The following is a 16405-nucleotide window of genomic DNA, read 5'->3' on the forward strand; positions in this document are numbered from 1 at the left end:
GCCCCCTCACGCCGACATCGGACGATGGGGTTCGTGATCCACGCCGCGGATCTGCTCGGCCTCGAAGGCCTCGACATCCTCGAGCCGGTAGATCACCCGGCCGCCGAGCTTGATGAATTTCGGGCCTTCGCCCGTCCACCGCCAGCGCTCCAGCGTGCGGTGCGAAATGTTCCAGCGAGCCGCCAGCTCGATCTGGGAAAGGTGCCTGGTCGCCATGTGAACCTCCTTGGGATTTCTGCGAACGCTTGCGGGTTCAACATGGCGGAGGGGGTGGTAGGGCTGAGGGAGGGCACCGGTAGGGAAGCCGGTAGGAAAGTCACAAAAGCAAAAGGCCGCCCTGATGGACGGCCTTCAAAATGGCGATGGCTGATCGGATCAGGGCTCGATCCAACAGTTTCCGTCAGCATATTTGATGAACGAGCGCCAGTCGTCGCGACCGCTGAAAACCTTGGAGAACGCGTTCGTGCTGTCCCCGTAGCCCGCCTCGAAAAGCACGACCGCGGTCCGGCACACAGGCGATCCCGACCAGTAGGCGTCGAACAGCAGCCCCAAGAGTTGTCGCTGCTTGTCGCTGCCGAAGGTGAGGGTTTCACCGCGCAGCCGGACGATGCCGTAGTCATCCGAATGATCGATCGGGAAACGACGCTGCACTTGTCCGGGGAACACCCGAGCCCCGAGGACTTGGGGCGAGATCGCGAGCTTCGCCGGATCACCCGCAACATCCGCCACGTTGATGATGTGGTTGCGCTTCTGGGCGGTCGCCGGGATACGCTCGCCGGGTGTGGAGGTCAGGATGATGCGGATTTCCTGAGGCGGCTTGCGCCCGATCAGCGCCTCGAGCTGTGCCCAGACCCCCGGATCGCCAAGCCGCCGGGCAAACCAGACGGGCACCGGGGCCTTCGCTCCGGCGAGCTTGATTGTTCCCACCTCCCAGATCAGATCCGAGACCAAGGGAGTCGGGCGGGAAGGCCCGGCGCGCTCGAACGCCACCAGCATCTTGGCAAGAGCCAGACCGTAGTCGACCCTGCACGCCGCGATGTCCTGATTGGCGACCTTGACCCAACGGCCGGTGCTGTCGTGATAGCCGAACGATTTCAGCTCGGCCGACCAGGTGGCCTCGAGCGGTTCATCCTCATAGTCATCCATCCCGACGACGACCGGGACATGCCCGCTCGGCACCAACAGCTTTGCCGCGATCAAAGCGTCGGTCGCGCTTCGCGAGAACTGGTGCAACGCCGATGTCTGGAGCGACATGCTGCGGGCTTCCATGGCCCGCAGCAGAAGGTCGATCACACGCTTACTCAAGGATGTCGCCTTCGTCGTTGTCGTCTTTCAGGATGCCCCAGAGCCGCAAATACTTCTCGCCGATCAGGCGCTCTTGCGGCGTCATGTCCTTCAGGTTGCAGCCATGCGGCATGGTCACGGTCAGCGACAGCGACTTGCCCCGCCCGCCATCGGGGCCCGGGTGGAACTTGATGGTGAAGCGCGCACGGGTGACAACCCATTCCGCCGCGTCGCCGACGCCACCCAAGATCCGCGCGCCGCCACCGATGTCGAGGCCAATCCGGTGCTCCGCCATCTGCCAGATCGTCCGGTCGGCACCCGACATGGATTCGAGCGTGATGCGCTCCTTCGCATCGCCCAGATCCATCAGGCGCAATTCCTTGACGGTCACGCCGGCAATCCCGTCGGCCGGGTCAGTCGGGAAGTCGAACGGCCGCAGCAGCATGCTGAGATCGTACTCGCGCAGCGGCAGCGACTGCTCTTCATCAAGGGTGATGCCCAGCAGGTCGCGCGCCATGTACCGGGTCAGGTCGATCCGGTCCTCGCGCGTCTTGGCCACGACCTCGATCACCCCGGTCGCAGCCTCATAGGTCAGCGCCGCCTCGAAGACCGGCTTCACGATCCGACGCGACAGGGTGCTGTTGGCGTTGAAGCCCAACGTATCTTCGGGACGCCCCTCCCGGTAGACCGCGACCTGGACTAGTTCGCATTCCTCGCCCTCGAGGATCACCCGATGGCGGTCGAAGATGTCGACATGGACGTTGGGCGTTTCGAACCGCTCACGGATCGCGGTCGTAAATGCCGCGAGCGACATCGGGTCTTTCTTCACCACAAGATTGGCGTCGACGCCGAACCCGCTCCACGACCGCGTCCGGCGATGCTCGTCATTGTAGCGCACCTCCTCGGCTTTGCGGAACCGATCGTATTCGTTCAGGAAAACCCAGAGCGAGCGGTTGTTGGCCCCCTCAAGCGCATCGAACACCGCGCGGTTCACGACGACGTTCTGCAACGCGTTCTGGCCGGGCTCATCCGCCAGCGCCGCCACGCGGGCCGCATCGAGGACGACGCGCTGCTTTTCGTCATCGGACATGGCGTCGACGGCCTTGATCAGCGACTCTACCACCTCGGGCTCGGGCTTCGGCCAGTCGATGGGCGCAAGCGAGGTAAACCCGCCAGCAGTGAAGTAATCCTGCAGACGGATCACGGGGGTCTTGCGGAGAAACGCGGCGATGGCGGTCATGAGAGCCCTTTCTTTGGCCGGGGGGAGGACAGAATCACAAAATTGCGATACAATGTTGTTCGATATATACCGAACAAATCGCCACGTCTACTTGCGCGGCACAAATTTGTTCGGCATAGCGAACAAACGTCCTGCAACCAAGGATACCAAGGATGATACGATGACCACGTCCCTCGGCGCGAAGATCAAGCGCCACCGTCAGGAAAAGGGATACTCCCTCGACAAGCTCGCCGAGCTGACCGACTCCAGCAAGAGCTACCTCTGGGAACTCGAGAACCGCGATACGCGAAAACCTTCGGGCGAGAAGCTGACGAAGATCGCAGGAGCGCTGTCGGTCACTACAGATTACTTGCTCGACGACAACACCGAACCCGAAGAAGAGGTCTTCAAGGAGGCGTTCTACCGAAGCTTCAAAAAGCTCGACTTGGATGACCAAGAGAAAATCAAGCAGATGATCGACATGTGGGGAAAGAAGGATTGAGTCTGCCGACGACGCCTCAGAGCTGGGCCAACCGCCTGACGAAAATCCTGTCCGTGCATCAGGCGGTGCACGGGCTGCCGCGTTTCCCTATCGATGTGGCCGCGCTCGCGCAGGACTTCTCGCGTCAGGTCTTTCCGGACGCGCCAATCACGATGGTGCAAGGGCTGAAACTCTCTAAGGGCGTCGAAGGCATGCTGCTGCCAAATCCGCATTGCGCGGGCGAGTGGGGCATCGTCTACAACGAGACCATCCGGTCGGCGGGGCGGCGCAACTTCACGCTGGCGCATGAGCTCGGGCATTACCTCCTGCACCGGCAGGCCAACCCGCGTGGGCTCCAATGCTCCAGCCGCAACATGGCCGACTGGGATGAGGCCCGGAACAGGATCGAGGCGGAGGCGAACACATTCGCCTCCTACCTGCTGATGCCCCTCGACGATTTCCGCGCGCAGATCAAAGGCCGGATCATCGACATCGACGTGATGACCGAGCTCGCGGATCGCTATGCCGTATCGCTGACCGCCGCGATCCTCAAATGGATGACCATCACCGACAAACGCGCGATGATCGTGGTCGGCAAGGAAGGCTTCATCGATTGGGCCTGGTCCAGCGAACCGCTCTTGAAGTCCGGGGTTTTCTACCGGGCGCGGCAAGAGGTGATCGAATTGCCGCCCGCCTCGCTTGCGGCGCAAGAGGTGGACGGGGATGAAGGGCGCTACGGTTGCCACCATCCCGCTGGCATCTGGCTCGGCTCTGAACCGGTCCACGAGATGACTGTGTTCTCGCCCAGCAATGATCAGATGACGATCTCGCTTCTGCTCTACCCCGACCGCGCCCCATCGCGATGGGAAATGGCCGATCTGGAGGAAGAGCCGGTCCTCGACAGCTTCGACAGGTTCATGGACGGCCGGACGGGTTGATTCGCCACGGCCGTCCGACCTAGAGGAGAGCGCAGGGACATATCAGCTACGCAGGTTTTCGCAACGCTGCGCAGCGACCGCATGAGTCCGTAACAAACTGATTTACTTGATATTTTTATGATTTCGCGACACATTTCGCCTATCACAACAGTCGCGAAAACCCGCCATGTCCATTCCCCCCGAAGACCCGGTTTCCGGGCCCAATCCTCTATGCCCTGAACGCATGTCCCCTGATGCCCGGCTTGCCGAGTTGGGCCGCATCCTCGCCGCAGGCGTCGTTCGCCTGACTGCCGGGAACTCCAGTTCTTTATCGCCCGCCGGCGGAGACAGTTCCGTGGACTACCCGCCCCGAAAGAGCGGTGGTCGTCGCAGGAAACGCATCCGCATCGGAGGAATTGATGAAGCATCACAGTAAGATAACGACGCCCAAGCCCGGGCAGGACGCGCGCCTGGACCAGAGCGTCCTGTCGCGCATCGCCGCGCTCAAGGCCATGTCGGTGAAAGAACTGAAGACCGAATGGGAACGGCTCCTCGGCAGCGCCGCGCCGAACAACAGCCGCACCTTTCTCGAGGCCCGCATCGCCTATCGCCTCCAGGAACTGACCTATGGCGGCCCCGACCACGAGACCCGTCGCATGCTCGACCTGCTTGCCGACGAGGTCGAGGGCGTCTCCCGCCGCAAGAACCAGATCGCGGATCCCCGCAATCCGGTGGCAGGCACGCGGCTTATCCGGGAATGGAACGGGGTCGAGCACATCATCACCGTGCTGAAGGACGGTTTTGAGTGGCAGGGCCGCAAGTACAAATCGCTCTCCGGCATTGCGCGGGAAATCACCGGCGTGCGCTGGAACGGCTATCGCTTCTTCGGGCTGCAGGTCCGACCGCGGGAGGTTTGACCATGGACATGAACGCACGCCCCGGCCGCCGCCTGCGCTGCGCCATCTATACCCGCAAGTCGAGCGAGGAAGGCCTCGACATGGAGTTCAACAGCCTAGACGCCCAGCGGGAGGCCTGCGAAGCCTATATCGCCAGCCAGAAATCCGAGGGCTGGGTCGCCACCCGCGACCGCTATGACGACGGCGGCTTCTCGGGCGGCAATCTGGACCGGCCGGGGCTGAAACAGCTGCTGGCCGACATCGACGACGGGCTGATCGACGTGGTCGTGGTCTACAAGATCGACCGGCTCAGCCGCGCCCTGATGGATTTCTCAAAGCTGGTCGAGGTCTTCGACCGCAACGGCGTCACTTTCGTTTCGGTCACGCAGTCCTTCAACACGACCACGTCGATGGGGCGGCTGACGCTGAACATCCTGCTCAGCTTCGCCCAGTTCGAACGCGAGGTCATCGGCGAACGCATCCGCGACAAGGTGGCCGCCTCGCGCAAGCGCGGGATCTGGATGGGGGGTTATGTGCCGCTCGGCTATGATGTGCAGGACCGCAAGCTGGTGATCAACGAGGCTGAGGGCGCCGCTGTGCGCCGGATCTTCGAGCGCTTCGTCGAACTCGGCTCGGCCACGATGCTGGCGAAGGAACTGCGGCGGGAGGGGTTTCGCAGCAAGCAGGGCACGCTGATCGACAAGGGCTACCTCTATCGGGTGCTCCGCAATCGCGTCTATCGCGGCGAGGCCGTCCACAAGGGTAAGGCCTATCCGGGCGAGCACGAGGCCATCGTCACCGACAAGGTCTGGGATCAGGTCGACGCCATCCTGCAGGGCAACCGCCACGCGCGGTCCAGCAACAGCCGCATGCAGACGCCCGCACCGCTGAAGGGCCTGATCTTCACCGACACCGGCGCGGCGATGACCCCGACCGCAACCAAGAAACGCGGCAAGCTCTACCGCTATTACGTCTCGATGGACGTGATCAAGAATCGCACCACGGAGGACGACAACGGTAGCGATCAAGCACCGGTCCGCCTGCCTGCGGGCATGGTCGAGGACGCCATCGTCACCGAGGTCCGGCGCATTCTGCAGACCCCCGAGGTGGTCACGCAGGTGCTGGCGGCGCTGAAGCGCGATCAGGTATCCGAAGCCGAGGCCATCGCGGCGCTGCATGATTTCGACACGCTCTGGGCGCAGCTGTTTCCGCTCGAACAGGCGCGGATCATCCAGCTGCTGGTCCGGCGCGTCACCGTCACCGCCGCCGGGCTCGAGGTCGACATCCGGCGCGAAGGTGTCGCGGGCGTCATCCGCGAGATGATCGCCCCGCGTGACATGGAGGCCGCCGAATGACCCGTGGCAATGACACGATCCGCGTGCTGATCCCCCTGAAGTTGCGCAGGAAGAACGGGCGGCCCAAGATCATGCCGCCCGCCGACTACAGCCCGAGCGAGGATCAGACGCAGGACCCGCACATCCTGCGCGCCATCGGCCGGGCATGGGGCTGGCGGCGGCGCATGGAGGCAGGCGAGTTCGCCACGATCCAGGAACTGGCCGAGGCCGTTGGTCTGGCCGAGCGCCATGTCAGCCGCCAACTGCGCCTCGCCTATCTGGCGCCGGAGGTGCTGAAGCGCCTGACCTGCAGCCGCGAGGCATCGGCGGTCAGTCTGTACGACCTGTGTTTTCTGGCTGGGGAGACATGGAATGAGCAGGCTGAGCGGGTGTTCGCATAAAAGGTGCAAGGTCATTCACGGTCTAACAACAGAACTTATCCCTCCTGGGATTCCAAGATTCTTATCGGCTCACTCCAGCACCGCTGACAGCGAGCAGCGCAGTGCCCCACATGACGCATGTCCATGAGCTGAGCGGCATAGTTCGGAAAACTTGTACTAGACAAATGGCTGCGATGAGGTTAGAGGGCCGCAAGATTTTCTTGCGATGTGCGCTTTCGCAAGATAGATTCCCTTCGAAAGTGCAGGATGGAGCGGCAGATGTATGGTGATAGATTGAAGCACCTACGCGAACAGCGTGGAATGTCGCAGGCTGATCTCGCCGAGCTGCTGAAGTTTGAGAGCCGTCAGATCGTATCGAACATTGAAAACGGTGTTCGTCGAATGACCGGAGAAGAGCTCGTAGCTTGCACAGAAATCTTTGACGTCAAGCTGGACTATTTCACAAACCCGTACTTGCTTGCCGGCCAAGGGGCTTTTTCGTGGCGCCAGTCAGGAGTGGATACACAGGACCTATATGAGTTCGAAACCACTGCAAGCGAGTGGATCGGTGCATATCGCGTATTGAGGGATAAGCTAAAACAGAGGCCTCGTGCGTTGCTGGCCGAAGTTCGGCTGACGAAGCAATCCTCTTATGAAGATGCAGTTGCCACTGGTGAGGCTGTCGCCGCAGAGCTTGAGCTTGGAGATGTTCCTGCCGCGGCACTTGTTGGTGCCGCCGAAAAAAAGCTTGATGCTATTGTTCTAATGGCAGATCCGAAGAAGGGCATTTCTGGGGCAGCATGCCGACTTCCGGAAATGAATGCCATAATAATCAATCGGCAAGAGCCCCTATCCCGACGCAGCTTCGACCTAGCGCATGAAATTTTTCACATACTAACGTGGGAAGCTATGCCACCAGATTATCTCGACGGGGTGAATAAAGCAAAAACTCGTGTCGAACAGCTTGCTGACAAATTTGCCTCCGGGCTTCTGCTTCCGTCGTTCGTAATGGAAAGGCATTTGGACAAGCTTGATGTACAAAGCGACAATTTTGTCCAGCATGTGAATGAAGTTGCCACTGAACTCATGGTATCTTCCCAAGCGCTGCTTTGGCGCTTGGTCGACCTAGGGAGGCTAAATCGCGGCACATGCAAAGAATTTACGGAAACTGATTGGTTCTCCTACAACGGTGGCCTTTTGAAGAATGAGACGCCGCCGCTTATGAGCAAGAAGTTTCTCGAACTCCTTGCTTGCGCTTTGCAGGAAGGCTTGATTTCTGAGCGGCGATTTGCCTCGCTATTGGATTTGTCCTTTGAGGAACTGACCGATCTATACAGCCAACATGGCCTTGAAAGCCCGCTTGGCCTGTAAATGAAACGTGGCGATTTAATACTTGTCGATGCTTGCGTTATTATCGAGGCGCACCGCACAGGAACGTGGACAGCGTTACACAAAGGATTTGCGCTTGAAACTGTCGAAACCTGCATCGTCGAAGCGCAAACCGGAAAAGCGAACCGGATCAACCAACAAATACTGGATTCCGATCTACGGAAGTGCTTCCAGAATATATATGCTGTGACAGAACTGGAAAGAGCAATGCATGCAGCCAATTTCGATGGTGAGATGCCAGCTCTTGATGCCGGAGAGCTTGATCTCTGGATACACGCTCTACAGCGAAATGATGTTTGGTTTCTTTGCGGCCCTGATCGCGCCAGCATGAAGTTCGGGTGTCAGGCAGGCCAAAAAGACAAACTGGTCTCCTTGGAGCAAGCGCTTTCAAGGCTGAATATCGGCGCCGCCAATCTCAAGGCACACTATCAGGAACGCTGGCTCAGTGATGTTAAGGTAAAGTTCACGCTCGGATTGCACTAATTAGCTGCTGATCGTGGTCGCATCTCAACAAAAACTCGCCTGAAAGGACGTCGCGGTCAGCGAGACATGCGCGCCCAGCGGCGGGTGCAGCTCGAACGCCTTCGGTTCGCGCGCGAAGTTCCAGAGCCGGAACAGGGACCATTCCGAACGCCGTTCCTCGGCCACGGCCAGCTCGTTGCGGCTGATGTGGAAAGGGGTGCGTTCCCAGCCATTCGTCGTCTTCACCTCGATCAGGCGCGGACGGCCGTCGGGTGCAAAGCTCGCGATATCGTAGCCGGCACCATCGCCATCCTCCTCCGAAACCCAGCGGACCTTGCGCGCAAGATCGTCGCGACCCGCTGATTTGAGGGCTGCACGTTCATGCGCCAGGACGCGCTCCTCACCGGCACGGCCGAGGGCCCGGTTTCGTTCGTCTCTCGCCGCGACATCGAATTTGCGGGCGATGTGCAGCATCTGCTCCAGCTCCTGCGGCGGCGGCTGGTTCGACAGCGTGGGCGGCGGCCCGATCCAGATCGGCCGCGCCTCCGCGAGGCCTGTCGGCGCTCCTACACCGGAGTGGCGGTCGAGCCACGCCGGGTTCAGCGCCAGCCAGCGGGCCACGGCATCCACCAGCGTCATCTGGAAATTGAAGGCGGGCTTGTAGCCCGGGATCCAGTCCTCACCCAGCCCCTTCAGTACGGCGCTGATGTTCTGGTGCTTGAACTCGACCGATCCCTCGGACCGATCATTCAACAGCGGCAGAAGCCCGCGCCGGTGCTCGGCCTTGTTGTAGGGGCGACCACAGACGTCGTCGGCCAGCATCGCGAAGTAATCCGCGACGGTCAGGTCGTTCTCTTGATCGGTCCAGGCCCCGTTTGACATCGCGCCAGGCTAAGGGCGGAAACTGCGTTTGTCATCAGGGACTTCGCGCAAGTCTCCCAAGACATACCAACGACCACGCCGCCCGTGTCGCGTCTCCATCTGCATCGAAACAAGCCGAAACCAGCGAAACGCAGGCGCAACGCGATCCCGTCAGTTCACTGAAAGATATGGGGATTTTGAATCCGTCTCGCCGAGAGCGAAGGGCGGGTGGAAAGAGACGGAGGGCGTTCGGAGACCGATCTCGCGCAGGCGGCCAGTCTCCGAAGGGCGGATGGTTCCTGCAAACCCCTTTGGCACATAAAGAAAAAGGCCCCGCGAGGGACCTGTTTTCGGGTTTGCAATGTGCAAGTGGCGGAGTGGAAGGGATTCGAACCCTCGAGACGGTTCCCCGCCTGCACCCTTAGCAGGGGTGTGCCTTCGACCACTCGGCCACCACTCCACTGACCCGTTTAAAGGGGCGGGCGGGCGGGGGCAAGGGGCTTGGGAGGAAATATCTTCATCGGGGATGGCTTTGGCTGGTTGCGCCCTCCGACAAAGTGCCCCGCGCAGCAACTTGTCAAAGGCGGGCCGGTGGACGCGGGGTGCCGAAGGCGGGCTGCCATCAGGCAGACGGGCTGCGGTGACGGGGCGGGAAAGGACAGCGCGGAAAGGGCAGAGCCGGAAGGCGTCGCGGGGGGCGGAATTTGGCACGGGCATCTGTTTGAGCGCTGGCCCGCGCACTGAACGGACGCCGCGCGTGCCAGAGGCGGCAGATGTTGCCCTTCTCCTCTGCGCCTTGGGCAGACACCGCGCATTGGCGCGAGCGGCCTGCATAGGCGCCGCAGGCTGGCCTCGCGCAGTGCAGTCAAAGGGCACCGCACGGCCGTGGACAGACGTGACGCGCGCCTTGCGCCAGCAACCGCGCATAGGCGCCGGCAGACCCGATGCGTGCCCGAGGCAAACACCCCGCTTGCCTCGGACAGGCGATAAGCGCGCCTTGGGCCTACCGCGCGCGCCTCGGGCGGGGCGGCCTGCGGCGGTCAGGGCTGTTCCATCGCGGCGCGCCATTCGGCGAGGAAGCGCTGGCGCGATACCGGGTCCAGATTGGCCAGCAGCCCCGGGTCCAGCCGGATCGGGCGCAGGTGCGGGTTGCGCTCGAAGGCCGCCGCCTCCACCGCCGCCAGACCGCTGCCACGGGCGATCAGGGCCTGCGCCTCCTGTGACAGAAGATAGCGCAGGAAACCAACCGCCGCCTCGGGTTCCGGCGCCATGCGGGGCACAAGGCCCGTGCGCAGCAGCGTCAGCGTGAAATCCTCGAGTTCCACCACCGTCAGCCCCTCGCTGTGCCCCGCCAGCGCATAAAGCCCCAGCACATTGTACCCGACCAGCAATTGCCCCGCGCGCACCGCCTCGATCATGTCGACCGAGCAGCAGTAAAGCCGGGCATCCAGCCGCCCCATCACTTCGGCCAGCCGCCAGAACGTGTCCGACAGCCGCGCATCCTGCGCCGCAAACAGATAGCCCGCGCCCGATTCCGCCGGATCATAGGTGCCGACACGGCCGCGAAACCGCTCGGGGTTGTCGCGCAAAAGGGCGATCAGGTCGCGGCGGGTGCGCGGCACCTCTTCGCCCGCGCGCAGCGCGCTGTCCGACAGGATCAGCACCACCGGCTCTTGCGCGACCGACACCAGAAGATCGCGCCAGCGCGCCCAGACAGGTTGCCCCGCCACCAGATCGGCGGGCAGCGCCAGCGCATGGCCATCATTGGCCAGCTTCATCTGCAAATCCATCGCCGACGAGATCACCAGATCAAAGGCCGCGCCCTCTTCGGCTATGGCGCGATAGACCTCCTGACTGCTCGCCATCACATAGCGCAGGCCAAGGCCGGGGTTTCGCTCCAGCCATGCCGTGATCACCGGCTCCAGAATCGCGGTGTCGGTGGTCGACAACACCGACAGGCGCTGCAAGGGCGCCTCGGGGCCGAAGTCTTGCGTCGCCTCGATATCGAAGGCCAGCGCAGGCAGCGCGCAGAGCATCAGACCAAAGGCAAACAGAATTCCGCGCATGCGCCGCCTCCTTCCCGTGCGCGCAGGCGGAAACTGCCGCCCATCGCGCTGGCTGCCTGTTCCACGATGGTCAGCCCGAGGCCAGACCCGGTGACATCGCCCACATTGTCGCCGCGCCGGAAGCGGCGCAACAGGCGCTCGGGCGCGGCACCGCCAAGGCCCCTGCCCCGGTCGCTGATGCGGACCAGCGCCGTCTCGCCCTCGATCCGCGCCGTGATCTCCACCACCGTATCGGGGGGCGAATACTTGATGGCATTGTCCAGAATGTTGCGCAAGGCCGCCTCGATCAGCACGGCATCACCCTCGCAGGGCAGCGCGGGCGCGATGTCGAGCACAAGGTCGATGTCCTTCATCTCCGATGCAGGGGCCAGCCGGGCGGCCACCGCGCGCACCATCTCGGCAAGGTCCAGCCGCGCCCAATCGGCCTGATCGGCGCGGTAAAGCACCGTCGCATGGTCCAGAAGCTGCCCGGCCGAGCGTGCCGCATCATCGGCCGACCGGATCAGCCCGCGCAGCCGCGCCCGTGTCGCCTCCTCGCCCGACTGGCGCAGGGCAAGTTCCGCCTCGTTGCGCATCACCGCCAGAGGCGTGCGGATGTGATGCGCCGCCTCGGCGATGAAGGTTTCGGTCTGGCTCAGCGTGCCGCGCAAGCGTCCGATGAAACTGTTCAGCGCGGTGACAAAGGGCAGCAGCTCGCGCGGGGCGGGGTCGCGCACGGGGCGCAGATCGCGCGGACCGCGCCGCCCCACCGCCTCGGCCAGCCGGTCGATCGGGGCGGTCAGGCTGCGCGCGACCAGCAGCGCCAGCGGAATCGCCACCAGAAACACCGCCAGCCCCAGCGCCGCTGCCTGCCAGCCAAGCCGAGCGGCAATCGCCCCCTGCCCCTCCCGCGTCTGGCCGAGCAGCACCAGCACCGGCGAGGCCCGCCCCTCCACCCGCAACGACCGCGCCACCGCCGCCACCCGGATACGCGCATCGCGGAACGGCACCGTGTAGAACACCGGCGCCAGCGTCGTGGGCAGGCCCTCGGGCAGCGGCAGATCGCCATAGCCCGTCACCGTCTGCCCGCCGATATCCACGCGGTAAAAGATGCGCTCTTCGCCCATCGCCGCCAGCATCGAAAAGGTGGCGGGCTGCACGTCGATCACCACGCCGCCCTCTTCGGCGCGCATCTCTTCGGCCAAGGCAAGGGCCGCCGAGCCAAGCACCGCGTCCAGCGTCGCCTGCGCCGCACGTTCGGCCCCGATCCGCACCGCCAGCGACAGCACCAGCGCCAGCACCGCCGCCAGAGCCAGCAGCTGCCCCACCAGCCTGCGCCGCAGCGAGAAGGCCACAGGCCGCGCCAAGACTCAGCCGTCCGTCAGGCGGTAGCCAAGGCCCCGCACCGTCTCGATCCGCGCGCGGCTGCCCGCCAGCTTCTTGCGCAAGCGGCCCACATAGACCTCGATCGCATTGTCGGTCACCGGCTCCGAGAACGAGAACAGCCGGTCGCACAGATGCTCTTTCGACAGGATGCGCCCCGGCGCGTTCAGGAACAATTCCAGCAGACGCACCTCGCGGGACCGCAGGTCGCGCGATTCGCCTGCCACACCGATGGTTGCCGACAACGGGTCGAAGGTCAGGTCCGCAAAGCTGCGCTGCGTCTGCACCAAGCCGCCACGGCGGCGCAGCACCGCGCGGCAGCGCGCCTCCAGCTCGGCAAAATCGAACGGCTTGGTGATGTAATCATCCGCGCCGGTATCCAGCGCATCCACCCGGTCACTCACGGCAGACCGCGCCGTCATCACGATCACCGGCGTCGTGCGTTCGGCCCGGCGATGACGCGCCAGAAAATCGCGCCCGTCGCCGTCGGGCAGCATGATATCCAGCAAAATCAGGTCATAAGACGCCGCCAGCAGGAATTCCTCGGCCTCGGCCAGCGTGCCGGCACAGTCCACGCCATGCCCTTCCAGCCCCAGACGTGCGGCCACGCTGGCGGCCAGATCGGCATTGTCCTCCACCAGCAAAAACCGCACGCGCCGCCCCCCGCCCCGTTTTCATCCTGCACAGAAAATTTGCGCATGACAGGTTCGTGTCAGCTTTCCAGCTTTGTGTGATCGCCGCAAGACCCGTGCGTCACGAGGAGAACACGGGCTGCCTGACATCAAAAGTCTGGGAGGACTTACATGCGTCTCACCGTTTCCGCGCTGGCCTTCAGCGCAACCGCCCTCTTGGGCCTGACCACCTCGGCCATGGCAACCGAATGCATCGCGCCCGCCAACCCCGGCGGCGGCTGGGATTTCACCTGCCGCCAGATCGCGAACATCATGCAGGAAACCGGCCTGTCGCCGAACATGGTGCAGGTCACCAACATGGCCGGTGCCGGTGGCGGCGTGGCCTATACCCATGTCGTCGGCCAGCGCGACACCGACCCGAACGTGTTCATCGCCGCCTCGTCGGCCACCACCACCCGCCTCGCGCAAAACGCCTTTGCCGGCATGACGGCAGATCAGGTCCGCTGGGTCGGCACCATCGGCGGTGATCCGGGCGTGATCGTGGTCGCCAAGGACAGCCCCTTCCAGACGCTTGCCGATCTGGTCGAGGCGGTGAAGGCCGACCCGTCGGCGGTGGCCTTCGCAGGCGGCTCGGCCGTGGGCGGCTTTGACCACCTCAAGGTGCTGATGCTGCTCGACCGCGCCGGCTTTGGCGATGCGCGCGCCGTGAAATACATCGGCCTTGACGGCGGTGCCGATGCCATCACCCAGACCGTGGGCGGCTTCACGCAGGCGATGACGGGCGACATCTCCGAGATCCAGGGCTTCATCCGCTCGGGCGACGTCCGCGCGCTGGCCGTGCTGTCCGACGAGCGCGTGACCGGCTTCGACGACATCCCCACCGCCAAGGAACAGGGCATCGATCTGACCGCGATGAACTGGCGCGGCGTCTATGTGCCCAAGGGCATCTCCGACGAAGACTACGCCAAATGGACCGACACCCTGCAAAAGGTGGCCGATTCCGAACAGTGGCAGAAGGTGATGGCCGAAAACGGTCTGGCCCCCTACACCCTGATCGGCGCCGAGTTCGAAACCTTCGTGAATGAAAACATCGCGGAAATCACCGAAATCTCCAAAGAAATCGGGCTTATCCAATGATCCGCGCAGACCGCATCTTTGGTGTGGTCATGGTGATCCTGGCGCTGGGGTATATCCTCAGCGCCATGTCCATCCAGACCTCGTTCCTGTCCGATCCGGTCGGGCCGCGCGTGTTTCCCTATATGGTGGCGGGCGTGGTGCTGATCTGCTCCCTCGTCATGATCCTGCGCCCCGACCCCGAGGTTGATTGGCCCGTCGGTGGCATGTTGCTGCAGATGGCGCTCGCTCTGGCAGTGCTGTTCGGCTACGCCATGCTGATCCGGCCCCTCGGTTTCGTCATCCCTACCGTGATCGCCGCAGGCATCCTGTCGTGGCAGATCAACCCCCGTCCGGTTCCGGCGGCGCTGGCCGGGCTCGGCCTTGGCATCGGGCTGTTCGTCCTGTTCAAATTCATCCTCGGGCTGGGTCTGCAAGGCCTGCCCCGCGCCCTGATGGGCTGATCCAGAGGACTGTCATCACATGGATACCCTAGCGAATCTGGCGATGGGCTTCGGCATCGCCCTGACCCCCTATACCCTGATGCTCGCGGTGATCGGCTGCTTTGTCGGCACCATCATCGGCGCGCTGCCGGGCCTTGGCCCGTCGAACGGCGTGGCCCTCCTGATCCCGATCTCCTTCTCGATGGGCCTCACCGCCATTCCGGCGCTGGTGCTGCTCACCTCGGTCTATTATGGGGCGATGTATGGCGGGCGGATCAGTTCGATCCTCCTCAACATTCCGGGCGATGAACCCGCGATGATGACCACGCTCGACGGCTATCCGATGGCCAAACAGGGCTTTGCGTCAGATGCGCTGGTGATCTCGGGCTTTGCCTCATTCGTCGGCGCCTTCCTTGCCACCGTCGGCCTGATGTTCCTCTCGCCCATGCTGGCGCAGGTCGCCTTCAAGTTCGGGCCTGCCGAGTATTTCGCGCTCTACATGCTCGCCTTCTGCACGCTGGGCGGCATCGGGTCCAACAACCAGGCCAAGGCCGCGCTGGCCGCCGCCATCGGCCTCGGCATCTCGATGATCGGGCTGGACAAGACCACCGGCATGCCGCGCTTTACCTTCGGCGAGATGCACCTGATGGACGGGGTCGATTTCCTTGTCGCCATCGTGGGCCTGTTCGCCGTGGCCGAGGTGTTCCACTTCATCGAAACCCACGGCAAGGACAGCGCCATCGGCGTCAAGCTGGGCAAGATCACCGTGAACTGGGCGAAACTCTGGTCCACCCGCTATGCCATGCTCCGCGGCTCCGGCATCGGCTTTGTCGCCGGCATCCTGCCGGGGGCTGGTGCCTCGCTCGGCTCCTTCCTTGCCTACATGACCGAAAAATCATCGGCCAAGGACAAATCCACCTTCGGCAAGGGCAATCCCAACGGCGTGGCCGCGCCCGAGGCGGGCAACAACGCCGCCGCCGGTGGCGCGCTGATCCCGATGCTCACGCTCGGCGTTCCGGGCTCCGGCACCACCGCCGTGCTGTTGGCGCTCCTGCTCACGCTCAACATCACCCCCGGCCCGCTCCTCTTCACCGAACGGCCCGAGGTGGTGTGGTCGCTGATCGCCTCGCTCCTCATCGCCAACATCATGCTTCTGGTGATGAACGTGCCGCTGGTGAAGGTCTTTGTGAAGATCCTGTCGGTGCCAAGCTGGGTGCTCCTGCCGGGCGTCACCATGATCGCCTTCGTGGGCATCTACTCGCTCACCGGATCGTCCTTCGACATGATGCTGATGGTGGCCTTCGGGGTCATGGGCTGGCTGTTCCGCAAGCTCGACATCCCCACCGTTCCCGTCATCCTCGGCATCCTTCTGGGCAATGCGATGGAAGACAACATGCGCCGCGCGATGGTGCTGTCGAATGGCGACTGGACGTATCTGTTCTCCTCGCCCATCGCCATCGGCCTCTGGATCGCCGCGGTCGTGGGCTTTGTCGCGCCCATGTTCCTGCGCGGTGTCTTGAAGAAACCCCCGCAACCGTCCACAGACGGCGGCACCACAGACTAAGG

General features: G+C 63.4%; 17 protein-coding genes and 1 tRNA gene. 10 read left to right on the forward strand and 8 right to left on the reverse strand.

Annotation, left to right across the window (positions count from 1 at the left end; all coding sequences use genetic code 11):
• Window positions 1–6: 6 nt before the first annotated feature.
• The 3 genes from G3572_RS13150 to G3572_RS13160 form a co-directional block, all read right to left on the reverse strand.
• Window positions 7–216, reverse strand: coding sequence for a helix-turn-helix transcriptional regulator (locus tag G3572_RS13150; protein WP_043869387.1), 210 nt, complete (start codon window positions 214–216; stop codon window positions 7–9).
• Between the two features lie 159 nt (window positions 217–375).
• Entirely contained in the window at window positions 376–1293 is a 918-nt protein-coding gene (locus tag G3572_RS13155; RefSeq protein WP_164612606.1) for a hypothetical protein, read from the reverse strand.
• Between the two features lie 4 nt (window positions 1294–1297).
• On the reverse strand, window positions 1298–2524 hold the full coding sequence (locus tag G3572_RS13160; protein WP_164612607.1) for a hypothetical protein: 1227 nt from the start codon (window positions 2522–2524) through the stop codon (window positions 1298–1300).
• Window positions 2525–2684: 160 nt separating this feature from the next.
• Between G3572_RS13160 and G3572_RS13165 the strand changes: the two genes are divergently transcribed.
• From G3572_RS13165 to G3572_RS13195, 7 genes are all read left to right on the forward strand, one after another.
• Window positions 2685–3005, forward strand: a complete 321-nt coding sequence (locus tag G3572_RS13165; RefSeq protein WP_164612609.1) for a helix-turn-helix domain-containing protein — start codon at window positions 2685–2687, stop codon at window positions 3003–3005.
• Window positions 3002–3922 carry an ImmA/IrrE family metallo-endopeptidase gene (locus G3572_RS13170; protein WP_164612612.1) on the forward strand — a complete coding sequence of 307 codons (921 nt, stop codon included), beginning with the start codon at window positions 3002–3004 and terminating at the stop codon, window positions 3920–3922. The genes G3572_RS13165 and G3572_RS13170 overlap by 4 nt, the downstream gene beginning before the upstream one ends.
• Window positions 3923–4320: 398 nt before the next feature.
• Complete coding sequence (locus G3572_RS13175) at window positions 4321–4818, forward strand: DUF2924 domain-containing protein (protein WP_164612614.1); 498 nt, start codon at window positions 4321–4323, stop codon at window positions 4816–4818.
• A 2-nt stretch (window positions 4819–4820) separates the two neighbouring features.
• Complete coding sequence (locus G3572_RS13180) at window positions 4821–6152, forward strand: recombinase family protein (protein WP_164612616.1); 1332 nt, start codon at window positions 4821–4823, stop codon at window positions 6150–6152.
• Window positions 6149–6532, forward strand: a complete 384-nt coding sequence (locus G3572_RS13185; protein WP_164612618.1) for a hypothetical protein — start codon at window positions 6149–6151, stop codon at window positions 6530–6532. The genes G3572_RS13180 and G3572_RS13185 overlap by 4 nt, the downstream gene beginning before the upstream one ends.
• Before the next feature lie 258 nt (window positions 6533–6790).
• Window positions 6791–7882, forward strand: coding sequence for a helix-turn-helix domain-containing protein (locus G3572_RS13190; RefSeq protein WP_164612620.1), 1092 nt, complete (start codon window positions 6791–6793; stop codon window positions 7880–7882).
• A complete protein-coding gene (locus G3572_RS13195; RefSeq protein WP_164612622.1) occupies window positions 7883–8383 on the forward strand; it encodes a hypothetical protein in 501 nt (166 codons plus the stop codon).
• Window positions 8384–8407: 24 nt separating this feature from the next.
• Here the strand turns inward: G3572_RS13195 and G3572_RS13200 are convergent, their stop codons facing one another.
• The 5 genes from G3572_RS13200 to G3572_RS13220 all read right to left on the reverse strand — a co-directional run bounded on the left by G3572_RS13200 (window position 8408) and on the right by G3572_RS13220 (window position 13304).
• On the reverse strand, window positions 8408–9244 hold the full coding sequence (locus tag G3572_RS13200) for a protein NO VEIN domain-containing protein (RefSeq protein ID WP_164612624.1): 837 nt from the start codon (window positions 9242–9244) through the stop codon (window positions 8408–8410).
• A 349-nt stretch (window positions 9245–9593) separates the two neighbouring features.
• A tRNA-Ser gene (locus G3572_RS13205) sits at window positions 9594–9683 on the reverse strand.
• Between the two features lie 580 nt (window positions 9684–10263).
• Entirely contained in the window at window positions 10264–11289 is a 1026-nt protein-coding gene (locus G3572_RS13210) for an ABC transporter substrate-binding protein (protein WP_164612626.1), read from the reverse strand.
• Window positions 11259–12635, reverse strand: coding sequence for a sensor histidine kinase (locus G3572_RS13215; protein WP_164612628.1), 1377 nt, complete (start codon window positions 12633–12635; stop codon window positions 11259–11261). The genes G3572_RS13210 and G3572_RS13215 overlap by 31 nt, the downstream gene beginning before the upstream one ends.
• Window positions 12636–12638: 3 nt before the next feature.
• Window positions 12639–13304 (reverse strand): response regulator transcription factor, encoded by a 666-nt coding sequence (locus tag G3572_RS13220; RefSeq protein ID WP_164612630.1) that lies wholly within the window; start codon window positions 13302–13304, stop codon window positions 12639–12641.
• 150 nt (window positions 13305–13454) lie between these two features.
• On the opposite strand from G3572_RS13220, the gene G3572_RS13225 reads away from it, so the two are divergent.
• The 3 genes from G3572_RS13225 to G3572_RS13235 are packed head-to-tail and all read left to right on the forward strand — an operon-like array spanning window position 13455 to window position 16403.
• A complete protein-coding gene (locus G3572_RS13225) occupies window positions 13455–14420 on the forward strand; it encodes a Bug family tripartite tricarboxylate transporter substrate binding protein (protein WP_164612632.1) in 966 nt (321 codons plus the stop codon).
• On the forward strand, window positions 14417–14860 hold the full coding sequence (locus tag G3572_RS13230) for a tripartite tricarboxylate transporter TctB family protein (RefSeq protein WP_205518723.1): 444 nt from the start codon (window positions 14417–14419) through the stop codon (window positions 14858–14860). Before G3572_RS13225 ends, G3572_RS13230 begins: the two co-directional genes overlap by 4 nt.
• Window positions 14861–14879: 19 nt before the next feature.
• Window positions 14880–16403 carry a tripartite tricarboxylate transporter permease gene (locus G3572_RS13235; RefSeq protein WP_164612634.1) on the forward strand — a complete coding sequence of 508 codons (1524 nt, stop codon included), beginning with the start codon at window positions 14880–14882 and terminating at the stop codon, window positions 16401–16403.
• The last annotated feature ends 2 nt before the right edge of the window (window positions 16404–16405 follow it).

The sequence above is a fragment of the Pseudotabrizicola algicola genome, from assembly GCF_010915705.1.
Taxonomy (GTDB): Bacteria; Pseudomonadota; Alphaproteobacteria; order Rhodobacterales; family Rhodobacteraceae; genus Pseudotabrizicola; species Pseudotabrizicola algicola.

Coding starts and splice junctions, on each gene's coding strand:
- G3572_RS13195 (WP_164612622.1), top strand. CDS start 7,883: ATGAAACGTGGCGATTTAATACTTGTCGATGCTTGCGTTATTATCGAG.
- G3572_RS13200 (WP_164612624.1), bottom strand. CDS start 9,244: ATGTCAAACGGGGCCTGGACCGATCAAGAGAACGACCTGACCGTCGCG.
- G3572_RS13225 (WP_164612632.1), top strand. CDS start 13,455: ATGCGTCTCACCGTTTCCGCGCTGGCCTTCAGCGCAACCGCCCTCTTG.
- G3572_RS13185 (WP_164612618.1), top strand. CDS start 6,149: ATGACCCGTGGCAATGACACGATCCGCGTGCTGATCCCCCTGAAGTTG.
- G3572_RS13160 (WP_164612607.1), bottom strand. CDS start 2,524: ATGACCGCCATCGCCGCGTTTCTCCGCAAGACCCCCGTGATCCGTCTG.
- G3572_RS13210 (WP_164612626.1), bottom strand. CDS start 11,289: ATGCGCGGAATTCTGTTTGCCTTTGGTCTGATGCTCTGCGCGCTGCCT.
- G3572_RS13180 (WP_164612616.1), top strand. CDS start 4,821: ATGGACATGAACGCACGCCCCGGCCGCCGCCTGCGCTGCGCCATCTAT.
- G3572_RS13150 (WP_043869387.1), bottom strand. CDS start 216: ATGGCGACCAGGCACCTTTCCCAGATCGAGCTGGCGGCTCGCTGGAAC.
- G3572_RS13235 (WP_164612634.1), top strand. CDS start 14,880: ATGGATACCCTAGCGAATCTGGCGATGGGCTTCGGCATCGCCCTGACC.
- G3572_RS13175 (WP_164612614.1), top strand. CDS start 4,321: ATGAAGCATCACAGTAAGATAACGACGCCCAAGCCCGGGCAGGACGCG.
- G3572_RS13190 (WP_164612620.1), top strand. CDS start 6,791: ATGTATGGTGATAGATTGAAGCACCTACGCGAACAGCGTGGAATGTCG.
- G3572_RS13230 (WP_205518723.1), top strand. CDS start 14,417: ATGATCCGCGCAGACCGCATCTTTGGTGTGGTCATGGTGATCCTGGCG.
- G3572_RS13165 (WP_164612609.1), top strand. CDS start 2,685: ATGACCACGTCCCTCGGCGCGAAGATCAAGCGCCACCGTCAGGAAAAG.